General features: G+C 69.6%; 10 protein-coding genes and 1 pseudogene. 5 read left to right on the top strand and 6 right to left on the bottom strand.

All coding sequences use genetic code 11. The features are described 5' to 3' along the window. Window positions 1–5: 5 nt before the first annotated feature. Together ACQP1O_RS22900 and ACQP1O_RS22905 are read right to left on the bottom strand one after the other, a co-directional pair. Window positions 6–1,355, bottom strand: coding sequence for a M20/M25/M40 family metallo-hydrolase (locus ACQP1O_RS22900; RefSeq protein WP_433560537.1), 1,350 nt, complete (start codon window positions 1,353–1,355; stop codon window positions 6–8). 169 nt (window positions 1,356–1,524) lie between these two features. Beyond that, window positions 1,525–2,730, bottom strand: a complete 1,206-nt coding sequence (locus ACQP1O_RS22905; protein WP_433560538.1) for a hypothetical protein — start codon at window positions 2,728–2,730, stop codon at window positions 1,525–1,527. A gap of 192 nt (window positions 2,731–2,922) precedes the next feature. On the opposite strand from ACQP1O_RS22905, the gene ACQP1O_RS22910 reads away from it, so the two are divergent. The 3 genes from ACQP1O_RS22910 to ACQP1O_RS22920 all read left to right on the top strand — a co-directional run bounded on the left by ACQP1O_RS22910 (window position 2,923) and on the right by ACQP1O_RS22920 (window position 7,197). Continuing rightward, window positions 2,923–4,002, top strand: a complete 1,080-nt coding sequence (locus ACQP1O_RS22910; RefSeq protein ID WP_433560539.1) for a phospholipid scramblase-related protein — start codon at window positions 2,923–2,925, stop codon at window positions 4,000–4,002. A gap of 64 nt (window positions 4,003–4,066) precedes the next feature. After that, window positions 4,067–5,584, top strand: a complete 1,518-nt coding sequence (locus ACQP1O_RS22915; protein ID WP_433560540.1) for an FAD-dependent monooxygenase — start codon at window positions 4,067–4,069, stop codon at window positions 5,582–5,584. A gap of 170 nt (window positions 5,585–5,754) precedes the next feature. Further along, window positions 5,755–7,197 (top strand): FAD-dependent oxidoreductase, encoded by a 1,443-nt coding sequence (locus tag ACQP1O_RS22920; RefSeq protein WP_433560541.1) that lies wholly within the window; start codon window positions 5,755–5,757, stop codon window positions 7,195–7,197. 25 nt (window positions 7,198–7,222) lie between these two features. Here ACQP1O_RS22920 and ACQP1O_RS22925 read toward each other — a convergent pair whose 3' ends face one another. Beyond that, a complete protein-coding gene (locus tag ACQP1O_RS22925) occupies window positions 7,223–7,708 on the bottom strand; it encodes a hypothetical protein (RefSeq protein WP_433560542.1) in 486 nt (161 codons plus the stop codon). Between the two features lie 227 nt (window positions 7,709–7,935). Here ACQP1O_RS22925 and ACQP1O_RS22930 point away from each other — a divergent pair. Both ACQP1O_RS22930 and ACQP1O_RS22935 read left to right on the top strand, forming a co-directional pair. Further along, a pseudogene (locus tag ACQP1O_RS22930) lies at window positions 7,936–8,298 on the top strand (NADP-dependent oxidoreductase); the annotation flags it as partial. A gap of 137 nt (window positions 8,299–8,435) precedes the next feature. Then, complete coding sequence (locus ACQP1O_RS22935; protein ID WP_433560543.1) at window positions 8,436–9,314, top strand: NAD(P)-binding domain-containing protein; 879 nt, start codon at window positions 8,436–8,438, stop codon at window positions 9,312–9,314. Window positions 9,315–9,415: 101 nt separating this feature from the next. Here ACQP1O_RS22935 and ACQP1O_RS22940 read toward each other — a convergent pair whose 3' ends face one another. The 3 genes from ACQP1O_RS22940 to ACQP1O_RS22950 all read right to left on the bottom strand — a co-directional run bounded on the left by ACQP1O_RS22940 (window position 9,416) and on the right by ACQP1O_RS22950 (window position 13,341). Beyond that, window positions 9,416–10,639, bottom strand: coding sequence for a hypothetical protein (locus ACQP1O_RS22940; protein ID WP_433560544.1), 1,224 nt, complete (start codon window positions 10,637–10,639; stop codon window positions 9,416–9,418). A gap of 5 nt (window positions 10,640–10,644) precedes the next feature. After that, window positions 10,645–10,866 (bottom strand): hypothetical protein, encoded by a 222-nt coding sequence (locus ACQP1O_RS22945; RefSeq protein ID WP_357005732.1) that lies wholly within the window; start codon window positions 10,864–10,866, stop codon window positions 10,645–10,647. A gap of 108 nt (window positions 10,867–10,974) precedes the next feature. After that, on the bottom strand, window positions 10,975–13,341 hold the full coding sequence (locus ACQP1O_RS22950) for a GMC family oxidoreductase N-terminal domain-containing protein (RefSeq protein WP_433560545.1): 2,367 nt from the start codon (window positions 13,339–13,341) through the stop codon (window positions 10,975–10,977). Window positions 13,342–13,344 lie beyond the last annotated feature (3 nt).

Raw genomic sequence — 13,344 nt, forward strand, 5'->3', positions numbered from 1 at the left:
AATCGTCAGCTGTGCAACAGGAAGTGTTCCAGTACGCGGGTGCCGAATTCGAGCGATTCCACTGGAACCCGCTCGTCGACCCCGTGGAACAGGGCGGAAAAGTCCAGTTCGGGCGGCAGCCGCAGCGGCGCGAAACCGAAGCAGCGAATCCCCAACTTGGCGAAGGCTTTCGCGTCGGTGCCGCCGGAGAGCATGTAGGGCACGGTGCGCCCGTTCGGATCGTGGGCCAGGATGGCGTCGTTCATGGCGTCCACGAGGTGCCCGTCGAAGGTGGTCTCGTAGGACTCGAGCTTGGTGATCCACTCCCGTTCCACATCGGGTCCGATGAGCGCGTCCACCTCCTGCTCGAATTCGGCCTGCCGTCCCGGCACCACCCGGCAGTCGACCACGGCCTCGGCGGTCTGCGGAATCACATTGGCCTTGTAGCCCGCCCGCAGCATGGTCGGGTTGGCGGTGTCGCGCAGGGTCGCGCCGATGATGCGGGAGATGGTGCCCAGTTTGGCCAGCTGGCCCTCGATATCCGGTGAGCCGGGATCGAATTCGAGCCCGGACTCCTCGGCGACGGCGGCCAGGAACTCCGCGACCGAATCGGAGACCACCAGCGGGAAGGTGTGGGTGCCCAGCCGCGCCACCGCCTGCGACAGGATCGTCACCGCGTTGTCCTCGTGCAGGAACGAGCCGTGCCCGGCACGGGCCTTGGCGCGCAACCGCATCCAGCCCAGGCCCTTCTCCGCGGTCTCGACCAGATACAGCCGCCGCTCGCTGCCGTCGGGCCGCGGCACGGTCAGCGAGAATCCGCCGACCTCGCCGACCGCCTCGGTGACGCCCTCGAACAGGTCGGGCCGGTGCTCGACCAGCCACTGGCAGCCCCAGCGCCCGCCGTTCTCCTCGTCGGCCACGAACGCCCACACGATGTCGCGCGGCGGCACCGTGCCCTCGATCTTGAACTGGCGGGCCACCGCCAGCATCATGCCGACCATGTCCTTCATGTCGATGGCCCCGCGGCCCCACACGTAGCCGTCGCGCACCGCACCGGAGAACGGGTGCACACTCCAGTCGGCGGCCTCGGCGGGCACCACGTCCAGATGCCCGTGCATCATCAGCGCCCCGCGCGAGGAGTCCGCGCCCTTCAGCCGCGCGAACACATTGCCACGTCCCGGCGCACCCGATTCGACGTATTCGGTGGTGTACCCGGCCTCCTCGAGCTGTGCGGCCACCCACTGCGCGCATTCGCGCTCGCCCTTGGTGGTTTCCAGTTCGCCGGTATTGGAGGTGTCGAACCGGATCAGCGTGCTGACCAGGTCCACCACTTCCGATACGGCGCGAGGGGTGCGGGTTTCGGCGGTTTCGGACACGTCACCTTTCCTACCACCTCCCCGGCGCACCGTCGCCCACCGCCGCCCGCACGACCCGGCCCGCCGCAGGTCGAGCGACGCCGCGGAGTTGGAATCATCCGTGGCACAAGGGTTCCCGTACCCGGCGGGAAGACGCCCCGCGCGAACCCGATCGACGCCGGCGGCGCGCTCAGCGCAGGAAACGGATCGTGTTGGTCAGCGTGGCCAGCAGCGTATCCAGGTGCTGGTCGGCGATGCGGCGTTCGAGGACCTCGAGGTCCAGGCGGGTGGCGGTGGCCCACAGCTCGCCCACGCGGGCCTGGACATCGACATCGGTCGCCGACAGCACCCACAGCAGTGGCGGCCACAACCGGGCGGCCTGGGCCAGGGCGGGCAGCATGAGCAGCGTGGGGGCATCCAGGGTGGCCAGGCGCAGGCCCGCCCGGCGGCGCACTTCGGCGGGAGTGCGCGCGAGGGGTTCGAGGACCCCGCGCCACACGGCCAGGTCGCTGCTGCCGTCGACGGCGTCGACGAGGGTCTCGGCGATCTCCGGCAGCACCGGGTTGAGGGCCAGCCGGGTCAGGGTGTTGGGGCTGAGCCGCCCGAAGAAACGCAGCATGTCGTCGGTGGCGTCGGCGGCGATATAGGTGGCGATCAGGTCCGCCACCGCCGAGGGCGGGGCCACCTCGAAGAGGATGTCGCCCACCGCGGCGATCACATCGGGGGCGCAGCGCGCGAACACCGACAGCGCCGCGAGCCGTAACTCCTTGGAACCATTGATGACCGTGCCCAGCAGCCGCGGCACCCGCTGACCGCTGCCCGCGAGCAGCTGCCGCATCACTGCACTGAGCGATTCCCCCGAATACGCGTAGGCGGCCGAGCGGATGAGGCCCTCGTCATCGGGCACCCCCTGCTCGACCGCCTGGATCAATTCCGGTGTCGCATAGGCCAGGAACGGCCCCGCGGTGATGTAGTCGCGCCGGGCGAGCAGCTCGTTCAGGATCGCCACCACCGGCGCGGGCGGTGCGTCGTCGGCGAGCTGGCCGACCGTGCGCGGATCCAGATACGGCGCACAGTCCGCGGCGTATCCGACATCCAGGCGCAGCAGCGCCTCGATCGCCTTGGCCGGATATTTCACCCCGATCGCGCCGGCCGCGCGCCCGGTCATGGTGGGTGGCACAAGCCGCTGCACGATCGGCAGCGAGATGCTCAGCGGGATGACGGGGACCAGCCCGGCGATGCGCTCGAACACCGGCGCATGCTGGTCGAAGAGGTTGCCCGCCATGCGTTGTTGCAGCTCGTGCAGGCGATGCGGGCCGAGCCGTTCGAGGTGGGCGAGCCGTTCCACCGGCACGTGCAGGGTCCGGGCCAGGAGGACGAGCTGGGCTCGCGTCACCAGTTCGGTCATAAGCGCGGCCGCACTGTGTACGCGTGGCAACCCGCGAATTCGACTGTGGCGGACATACTTTCCCCGTCTCCCCGGGTGACCCGAGCTGGGCCTCCGGATGTCGACCGCCCATCATAGAGGTGACAGCGGGGCGAAAAGTGCAAAAAGTGCAGAGTCCCTGTACACCGTTAGGATGCGGCCATGAGTCAACCCGCGGGGTGGTACCCCGAGCGTCCCGGATCTCCAGTGCTCCGCTGGTGGGACGGCAGCCAATGGACGAATCACACTCAGCCCCAGCAGCAACCGGCGCCGGCGCCGCAGCAACCGGATCGACCCCGGTCCGACCAGTTCGCGCAGCAGCCCCGCCCGCAGCACCCGAACCAGCCGCCCGCCCAGCAGTCGCAGCCGCACCAGGTCCAGCAGCAGTACGCGCCGCAGCCCCAGCAGCAATACGGCCAACAGCCCCAGCAGCAGTACGGCCAACAGCCGCAACAACAATACGGTCAGCGCCCGCCACACCCGCAGCAGCCGGGCCGGCCCTACGGCGCGCAACCGCAGCAGTTCGGTGGTCGCAGTGAGGCCAGCCCCTGGGAGCTCGAGGTCGGCAGCGCCGACAACCCCGCCGACATCCAGCGCCAGGTGCAGCAGCAGGCCGGGATCGCCCCCGCCCAGGCCGGTGGCGGCACCGTGTTCACCGAACCCGTTCTGGTGGTGAACCAGAAGGTCAAGTTGATCGAAATGGTCAACGAGTACAGCGTCTTCGACCAGCACGGCCGTCAGATCGGCGCGGTCGCCGAGGTCGGGCAGAGCGCGCTGAAGAAGGCCGTGCGCTTCCTGTCCAGCTACGACCAGTTCATGACCCACAAACTGGAGATCCGCGACGCGCACGGCCAGTGCCTCATGCGAATCACCCGCCCGGCCAAGGTCTTCAAGTCGAAGTTCCTGCTCGAGCACGGCAATGGCGCACCGATCGGGGAGATCGTCCAGGAGAACATGATCGGCAAGATCAACTTCGCCTTCGTGGTCAACGGTCAGCAGATCGGCGGCATCCGCGCCGAGAACTGGCGGGCCTGGAACTTCGCCATCCACGACCACACCGGTCAGGAGGTCGCCCGCATCACCAAGACGTGGGAGGGCCTGCTCAAGACCATGTTCACCACCGCCGACAACTATGTCGTGCAGATCCACCGCCAGCTCCCCCAGCCGCTGCTGTCCATGGTGGTGGCCTCCGGCCTGGCCATCGACACCGCCCTGAAGCAGGATTCGCGCGGCTGGAACTGACCGCGCAAGCGGTGCGCAAGCCGACGCAAGCGCCCGGTGATCGGCTACCACCACAGTGATTCTCATGAACGAGACACGAGATGTGGTGGTGGCCGGGGCCGGACCGGTCGGGCTGATGCTGGCCTGCGAGCTGCGGCTGGCGGGGGTGGACGTGCTGGTCGTCGAGCGTCTCACCGAACCGGATTCGACGATCAAGGCGGGCGCGATCAATGTGCCCACCGCCCAGGCGCTCGGCCGGCGCGGTCTGGTGCCGGAGCTGCGGGCGGCCCACGAGGCGGCGCTGGCCCGCATGGGCCGGATGTTCGCGGGCGCAGCGGTTCCCACCGCCCCGCGGCGCACACCGGCCGGCGCGCACTTCGCCGGCATCATGCTGTGGGCCGACAATGTCGACAGTGAGGATCCGGCCTTCGCCGATCTGGGCCCGGCGGCCGAATACCGGTTTCTCGATCAGCAGACCATCGAGGCCGTCCTGGCCCGCCGCGCCGCCGACCTCGGAGTACCGGTGCGCCGCGGGGTCGAGCTGACCGGATTCGACGACGACGGCGTCGGTGTCACCGTCGACTGCGGCGGGCACACCGTGCGCGCCGGCTGGCTGGTCGGCTGCGACGGCGGCCGCAGCACCGTGCGCAAACTGGCCGGATTCGAATTCCCCGGCCTGGACCCCGAAATCACCGGCCGCCAGGCCCTGGTCGAGATGACCGGCGCGGAGAACCTGCCCCTGGGCTGGCACACCACTCCCACCGGCATCTTCGTCAACGGCCCCCAACCCGGCCGCATCCTGACCGTGGAACTCGACGGCCCGCCCGCCGACCGCACCAACCCGGTCACCGCAGGGGAGCTCGAGGACAGCTTCGAACGCGTCACCGGCGTGAAAGTGCAGATCTCCACGGTGGTTTCGGCGACCCGCTTCACCGACAACACCCGTCAGGTCCCCGACTACCGCAGGGGCCGGATCCTGCTGGCCGGCGACGCCGCCCACGTGCACTCCCCGTTCGGCGGCCAGGGCCTGAATCTGGGTATCGGCGATGCGGTCAACCTGGGCTGGAAGCTGGCCGCCGTGATCCGCGGCCGGTCCCCGGAGGCGTTGCTGGACACCTACACTCGCGAACGCCACCCGATCGGCGCCTGGGTGCTGGACTGGACGCGCGCGCAGATCGCGCTCATGCGCACCGATCCGCGCAGCCGCGCGCTGCGGGCGGTCACCACCGAACTGCTCGACACCCCGGCGGCCACCACGCAGGTGGTCAAGAAGCTCACCGGCGTGCTGCACCGCTACGACCTGGGCAGCGGTGACCCGCTGGTCGGTACGGCCACACCCGATTTCGCACTGTCCGACGGCACCAGCGTGTCCGATCACTTCGCCGACGGCCATGGCGTGCTGCTGGATCCGACCGACTCCCCCGCACTGCGCGCCCGGGTCGAGCCGTGGGCGGATCGCATCCGGATCGTCACCGCCAAGTCCGCTCAGCCGCGCGAGCCGCAGGCGCTGCTGATCCGACCCGACGGCATCGTCGCCTGGACCTCCGCCGAGCCGCATGAGCTCGAACAGGCCTCGAGCACCTGGTTCGGCAGCCCGGCGTGACCGGCCCCCGCGGCACCGGCCCGCGGTGGGCAGCTCACCCCACCACCGCGGCCGAGGCCGGCGGTACCCGTGGCCGCACCGGCGGTATCCGGTGAGTGGGACAGGCGTTTTCGGTCGGCGCGACGGGCTGGGACCGTTCGCGGTGGACGAGATGGAAGGACGGTGCGGTCGTGGCCGACTCGGGTGCGGTGTGGGATGTCGAGGCCGATGTGGTGGTCGTGGGATTCGGCGGGGCGGGCTGCGCGGCCGCCATCGCGGCCCACGATGCCGGGGCGCGAGTACTGGTGCTGGACAAGGAATCCGGTGGCCGGGCCGGTGGCAGCACCCGGGTATCGGGCGCGGTGTGGTTCGACAACCGGGATCCCGAGCGGGCCGCGGTCTACCTGCGCAGCCTCAGCGCCGGACGACCGATCCCGGAACCGGTGGTGCGGGTGTGGGCGCAGGAGACCGCCCGCAACAGCGAGTGGATGGAAAGCCTCGGCATCCCGGTCGGTCTGGCGGTGCCCGCGCCACCGGAATTCCCCGACCTCGACGGCAGCGACGTCATGTGCGGCTGGATCGGCGTCGAGGGCCGCATGGGTGACGGACTGCTGTGGGCGGCCCTGTCGGAGGCGGTCCGCGCCCGCGACATCGAGGTCCGGTTGCAGACGCCCGCACGCGAATTGATCACCGGCGACGGCGCGGTGCTCGGCGTCCTGGCCACCGCACCGGACGGGACCGCCCTGCGGATCCGCGCCGACCGCGGAGTCGTGCTGGCCACCGGCGGATTCGAGGCGAACCCGGAGATGGTGCGCGATCACCTGCGCCTGACCGACCCGGTGGTCTGGGGCACGCCCGCCGCCACCGGCGACGGCCTGCGCATGGCGGTCAAGGCCGGAGCCGACCTGTGGCACATGTCCAACATGATGACCCTGCCCGGATTGCGTGCTCCCGGTTACGAAGCCGGGTTCTACACCGCGTTCCCCAACACCAACAGCTTCGTCTACCTCGGCCTCGACGGTCGCCGCTACTGCAACGAACGGGTGGCCCTGGGCCACGGCCATGCCCGCATCAACGGCAGCTACCAGCTGTTCCCCACCACCCCGATGCACATCGTCTTCGACGAATCCGCCCGCCGCGCAGGCCCGATCGTGCCCGGACGCGAGCGCCTCGCCGTCGGCTGGGCCGGCCTGATCGAAGGCTACGACTGGAGCGCCGACAACAGCGCCGAGATCGGCAAGGGCTGGATCCACCGCGCCGACACCCTCGCCGAACTCGCCGCCATCCTGCACGTGGACGCGGACGTCCTGCAGCAGACCGTCGACCGCTACAACGCCGCCTGCGCCGCCGGGAACGACGACCAGTTCGGGCGCCCCGCAAAGACTCTCGCGCCCCTGTCCGAGCCGCCCTACTACGCCTTCACCGCCGCGCCCGTCCTGGCCTGGAGCAACGGCGGCCCCCGCCGCAACGAGAACGCCGAAGTCCTCGATCCTTTCGGCGCGGTCATCCCCGGCCTCTACGCGGCGGGCAATGTCAGCTCCACCTACTCCTGGTGCAAGGACGGCGGTTTCCACATCGCCGACGCCCTCGCCTTCGGCCGCGTCGCGGGCAGGCGCGCAGCCGAACGCCGCTAGCGCTGGAGTGTCGGACCGCCGTCGGTCAGGCGCTGCGCACGTGTCCGGTGGGATGGACTGCGGTCTTGTCGTCGGTAGGCGTGTCGCCGGCCCCCGCCTTGATCTGGGCGATCTGCTTGGCCGCATCCGCGGTGAAGTAACCGCCGACGACAACGCCGGTGAGCACGGTGAAGTTCGCGGTCAGCGGATCCATGGCGGTCCCGCCTCGACTACCGACAAGACTCAGGAAAGCCGTCCAGGCGACGAGCACCAGATAGGTCACGACGAATCCGGCGGCGATGGCATCACGCATCGAGTTCCGGTTGGCCCGCCCCTGTGCGTGCTTGCGCTGTATCAGCCAGACCCCGAAAAAGGTCGCCGCCGCGATCACCCCGGCGCCGCCCGCGAGCGGGGCATCTCTCGTGTGGAAGAAGTAGTCCCATAGTGGGGCAGCAGCAGCGACGACTACGACCGAGGTCATGAGAATCGTCGCGCCGACCGCGGTCGCGCTGAGTTCGGAAAGTCTGGGCATGGTGTTCTCCCGAGGGCAGGTCCGCCCGGCTCGGTGTCGGCTTCCTCCAGTGGAAAACTGGTGCCCTCCACTACAGTCGCAGACCGGACCTGCGGAAACGATCAAATCGAGCGAAGGTCTTCACCAATTGCGATCACCACCGCACCACGACACGAGCCACCGGGACAGGTGCCTGCCTTGGGCCACGTCGCCGGCCGGGACTGACAGACCGGCGAATATTCGGAAACCTGAACGGCGCGTCGGGCAGCATCGGCGCCGCCGCGGTCCTCGCGGTGGCGCGCAGCGCTCGAGTGATCGGTACTACCGGACCCGCCAACCAGGACTACCTGCGTTCGCTGGGGGCCGAGCCGACCATCTACGGCGAGGGCACGGCCGACCGAGTTCGCGCCCTCGCCCCCAACGGCGTCGATCCGGCCCTCGACGTCGCAGGTAGTGGTGTCCTGCCCGAGCTCATCCAGCTCGCGGGCACAGCCGACAGCGTCCTCCCGGTCGCGCGAACCTTCCCCCTCTCCGCAGTGGCGAAGGCACACCGTGTCAGCGAGAACAGCCACTCGCGCGGCAAATCGGTGCTGGTCGTCGACGCCCGGTGACGTCCAGCTGGAGACAAACCTTTTCGTAAGTAGCTGAGCTGTTTGTGCGTACTTGTGGGACGACTCCGTAACCGGCAGCCTCGAATTCAGCGCGCGCCGTAACCACTCGCCAACGAGCGACAAGGAGTTGTCCTGTAATGACGAACATCCAGCACAGCCCGGTGACCGTACTCGGCCTCGGTGCGATGGGGCGGGCGCTGGCGGCAGCGTTGCTGAAGGCCGGCGTGGCGGCCACGGTGTGGAATCGCAGCCCCGGGAAGGAGGCCGAACTGGTTGCCGCGGGAGCGGTTTCAGCTCGGGCGGCCGGGCAGGCGGTGGGCGGCGGTGAGCTGGTGGTCACCGTGCTGCTCGATCACGCGTCCGTGCACGAGACCCTCGATCCGATCGCGGCCGAGCTCCGCGGCAAACACTGGCTCAATCTCACCAGCACCTCGCCGGAACAGTCGCGGGAACTGGCAGCCTGGGCGTCCGGGCACGGCATCGACTTCCTCGACGGCGGGATCATGGCGGTCCCGGACATGATCGGGGCGGAGGGCTCGAGCATTCTCTACAGCGGGTCGCAGGCGATCTTCGACGCCCACCGCCCCACCCTCGAATTACTGGGCTCGGCCGAATATTTCGGCACCGACGCGGGCCTGGCCGCACTGTGGGATTTCGCGCTGCTGTCGACCATGTACGCCATGTTCGGCGGTTTCTTCCAGGGCGCGGCCATGGTCGGCTCGGCCGGAGTTCCGGCCTCGGAGTTCGCGACTCGCGCGGCGGGGTGGGTGGCCGCCATGTCCCAGATGCTGCCCGCCTACGGCCGCGTCATCGACACCGGCGACTACACCAGCGACGTCTTCCAGGACCTGGTCTTCACCAAGACCGCCCTGGACACGTTGCGTCAAGCCGCATTCGATGCCGGAATCACCGCCGAACCGCTCGACGGGATCGCCGCCCTGGTGGACCGTCAGGTCACCGATGGACATGGTGCGTCCGCGTTCGAACGCAGCATCGAGGCCCTGCGCGGGCAATGACGGACCGTGCGTCCGGGCGGTGACCGCGCCACGCGTGAGTACCGAAAACCGCTGCGGTCCCCGCGACTCGAACATCGCCGGGGGCCGCAGGGTCGGTGACCTTATTGCGTGAGCTGCAATGTTGCGATCAGTGTCGTCGACTGCTCGCCCAGCCCGAGATCGGCGATGCGCTGCTCGATCTCGTTGCGTTCCAAGGCCGGCAGCGGCGACCACAGTTCCCCGATCCGCGACTGCGCGTCCGGCTCGGCGGTGGCGAGGACCTTCAGCAGCGGCGGCCACAGGTGCGCGGTCGCCGCCAGCCCCGGGAGCCCGGTCAGCGTTGCGGTGTCGAAATGCGAGATGGCCCCGCCGATCCGGCGCGAGATGCCCGGCTCGGTGCGCTCGGCCAGCTCCAGCAGACCCCGCCAGACCGCGGCCTCGCTGCTGCCGTCGGCCGCGCCCGCGACCGCGTCGATGGACTCCGGTTCGGCCAGAATCGGATTGGCCGCGAGCAGGTCCAGCGCCGCGGGGCTCAGCTGCCCGGCGAATCGCAGCGTCTCCGGGACCGCCCCGGCGGAAATGAAGGTCTCGACCAGGTCGGCGATCTCGTCGGCGGAGCCCACATCGAAGAGGATGTCGCCGATCGCCACGATCACATCGGTGTCGCAGCGCGCGAACACCGACAGCGCCGCCAGCCGCAACTCCTTGGAGCCCTGCAGGATGGTGCGGGCCAGTTTCGGGATCCGCCGCCCCTCGCCGGTCAGCAGGTGCCGGATGATCACACTGATGTTCTCGCCGGAGAACGAGTACGACGCCGACCGGATCAGGCCCTCGTCGTCGTGCACATCGCGCTCGACCGCGTGCACCAGATCCGGTGTCGCATAGGCCAGGAACGGTCCCGCCGTGATGTAGTCCCCGCGGCGCAGCAGCTCGTTGATGATCCGCATGACCGGCTCGGCGGGCGCGATATCGGCCAGCTGCCCGATGCTGTGCGGATCCATGTAGGGCGCGGCCTCGGCCGCATAGCCCGGATCGAACATGCCGACCGCTTCGGCGGCCTTCCGGGGGTGATCCACCCCGATCGCCCCCGCGGCGCGACCGGCCATCACCGGCGGCACCAGCTTCTGCACCAGCGGCAGCGAGATGCTCAGCGGGATGATCGGCACCAGCAGCGACAGCCGCGAGAAGATCGCATTGTGCTCGGCGAACATCACCTTCGCCATGCGTTCCTGCAGTTCGTGCAGGTTGGCGGCGCCGAGTTTCTCCAGATACGCGAGCTTGTCCTCGGAGACGTGCAGCGTCCGCGACAGCAGGGTGATCTGCGCGCGGGTGACCAGGTCGCTCATCGCCCCTACCCGAGCTTGTTGCCGAACATGATCTTCTTGGCGGCCGTGCGCAACGGCCACGGCAGCGCGCCGACGGTCTTGTCGACGGCCTCGACCATGGCGATGTTCTCGGTGCGCTGCGCCTGCTGGAAGATGGCCAGCAGATCGGCGGTCTCGGCCTCGGTCAGCAGATCGAGCGCGGCCAGCGACCCACCCAGTTCCCGCTCCAGTTCGGCTCTGGCACCCATTGATTCGTCCCCATCCTCCGGAATGATCCGGATCACCCCTTTTGTGCTCATACCAATCTCTACCAAGATCACAGGTAGTGCGCCAGAGGGGCGGCGGGGCGAATCCGGTCAATTGAGGTCGGCTGCAATCAGATCGGCGGCGCGCAGGGCGAAGGCCATGATGGTGACCTGCGGATTGACCCCCAGCGAGGTCGGGACGACCGAACCGTCGGCGACGTACAGACCGGTCGTGCCGAAAACCCGATGGCCGAAATCCACCACCGCTGTCCGGGCATCGGCGCCCATCCGGGCGGTGCCCAGCGGGTGTGGCCCCATCATCCGGAATTGCCGCGGACTCAACCGGATCTGCGCGACCGTGCGGGCCTGATCGAGGGTGCGGATCGGCGGGGTCCCCGCGATCGGCAACGCCACCGCCTCCGCCCCGCCGTGCAGGAACAGCTCGGCCAGGCTCGCGCAGGCGTGCTGCAACGCGGCCTGCACGCGCGGGGTCAGGTGATAGCGGATCAGGGTCCGCCCGCCCGGACCGTGATGCACGCTGCCGGTGCCGGTGTCACGCACCATCGCGCCGAACTGCTCGGTGTGGGTCCAGCGGTTCATCCATTCGGTGAGCCGCGCACCGTGGAAGGGCAGGGCGCCGGCCGCGAACTGCGGTGGGATGGCGACGCCTTCGAAGGTGACCAGCCGATCGCCCAGTCCTTCCACCTGGTAGCCCTGCGGGATCCCCGACCACGGTGTTCCGGGCGTCGGCATCATGGCCACCGCGCCGAGGGACGGATGCACCGACAGGTGGCGTCCCAGCGCGGGCAGGGTCAGGCCGTTGCGGCGCAGCAGCAGCGGCGTCATGAGCGTGCCGGCCGCGACCACCACCGCACGGGCACGGATCTCCACCGTGCGCGGCGCGCCGTGCGCGTCCTGGCCCTCGGCCAGCACACCGGTGGCGCGGCTACCCGACAACAGGATTCGGGTGACGGTCAGATTCGTGAACAGCTGCGCACCGCCCTTCAATGCCCGCGGCACCCAGCTGACATTGCTCGAACGTTTGGCCTCGGTCGGGCAGCCGTGCACGCACTGGCCCTGCCCGTCGCAGCCCACCGCATTGCGCGGCAGCGGACCGTGCGCCGCGCCCAGGGCGCCCGCGCCCGCGCCGATGATCTCCGCGACCCGGCCCAGATAGCGGGGATCGGCGGGTCCGATACCCAGTTCGGTGGCGACCTCGTCCAGATAGGGCGCGAACTTCTCGGAGGTGAAGTCGCCGGGGAAGCCCAGGTCCCGCCATTCCCGCAGCACCGCGTCCGGGGTGCGGAAGGCGGTGCCGGAATTGATGGCGGTCGTCCCGCCCACCAGCCGTCCCGTGCTGACGCCGAGCACCGTATTGCCGAGTGCGAGGTTGTATCCGCCATCGCGCCAATACTTCTGGGTGCGCTCCCCCAGATCCCCGCGGAACTGTGCGCGACCGGCGTAGTCGCCCTCCTCGACCATCACCACGCCGAGGCCGTGCTCGGTGAGCCGGGCGGCCGCGGCCGCACCGCCCGCGCCGGTGCCGATCACCACGACATCGCAGTCGATCGTCTCCCGCCGCGAGAGCTCGGTCGGGGTGCAGACATTGGCCATCCAGCCCGGCCGCTGCTCGAGCACGGGCTGGTCATAACGTGGCGCGCCGATCGCATCCAGATAGCGGCGGTCACCGAAATGCGCGATCCGCAACGGAGTCTCGACGGCATCGACCGCGTGGCGCAGGGTGCTGCCGCGCCGCGCCTCCTCCACCAGGGCGCGGCGTTGCGGAACCGCCAGCGCCGCAGCACGTTTGCCGTGTCTGGCGCGCGCTGCCACATCGAGCCCGCGCAGTGCCGCCCGCAGCCCGGATTGCATGAGCGGGGTCATGTTGCCGATATAGGTGTCGACCCGGTCGATGGTGCCGGCGTCGACCGCGGGCACCGACCCGCCCGGCTCGATCAGCACCTCGGCCAGCGCCGCGAGGGTCTCGCGATGCCCCGGTCCGAGTATCGCCTCCGGATGGCGCCCCTCGGGCAGGTCGGCGCGCAGCGACACCCAGGGCTGGAACGAGCGCAGAAAACTCGGATAGTCGTTGGCGAAGAACTGCATTCGTCCCTGCGCGACCTGCTCGCCCTCACACGACAGGGTGGTGGCGAGGTTGGTCAGGCCGGCGTGCGCGCCGCGCAGCCAGTGCACATCCTTGCGACCGCTCAGCTGCCAGGCGCGGCCGTCGTCGTCGCGGAACTCGAGTTCGTAGCTCATCAGCCGCTTGGTCACCGGCAGCGCGACGAGGGTGCCGAGCACCGCCGCGCCGTCGGCCCACGGCAGGGCCCGGATGGTGCCGGTGATGCGGGCGCGCCCATTGGTGACGAATCCGCGCGCGTGCCCGGATTCGCAGCGCAGATCCATGGCCACGTGATGAGCCAGCCCGTCGGCGTCGTAGAGCTCGCCGCGCATGGTCTCGAAGAAGGTCAAAGGCATAGC

Source organism: Nocardia sp. CA-151230 (genome assembly GCF_050942175.1).
Classification (GTDB): Bacteria; Actinomycetota; Actinomycetes; order Mycobacteriales; family Mycobacteriaceae; genus Nocardia.

What these genes read in the sequence shown, in the direction of transcription:
- ACQP1O_RS22940 (WP_433560544.1), bottom strand. Translation starts at nt 10,639, where the DNA reads ATGAGCGACCTGGTCACCCGCGCGCAGATCACCCTGCTGTCGCGGACG.
- ACQP1O_RS22915 (WP_433560540.1), top strand. Translation starts at nt 4,067, where the DNA reads ATGAACGAGACACGAGATGTGGTGGTGGCCGGGGCCGGACCGGTCGGG.
- ACQP1O_RS22935 (WP_433560543.1), top strand. Translation starts at nt 8,436, where the DNA reads ATGACGAACATCCAGCACAGCCCGGTGACCGTACTCGGCCTCGGTGCG.
- ACQP1O_RS22925 (WP_433560542.1), bottom strand. Translation starts at nt 7,708, where the DNA reads ATGCCCAGACTTTCCGAACTCAGCGCGACCGCGGTCGGCGCGACGATT.
- ACQP1O_RS22910 (WP_433560539.1), top strand. Translation starts at nt 2,923, where the DNA reads ATGAGTCAACCCGCGGGGTGGTACCCCGAGCGTCCCGGATCTCCAGTG.
- ACQP1O_RS22945 (WP_357005732.1), bottom strand. Translation starts at nt 10,866, where the DNA reads ATGGGTGCCAGAGCCGAACTGGAGCGGGAACTGGGTGGGTCGCTGGCC.
- ACQP1O_RS22950 (WP_433560545.1), bottom strand. Translation starts at nt 13,341, where the DNA reads ATGCCTTTGACCTTCTTCGAGACCATGCGCGGCGAGCTCTACGACGCC.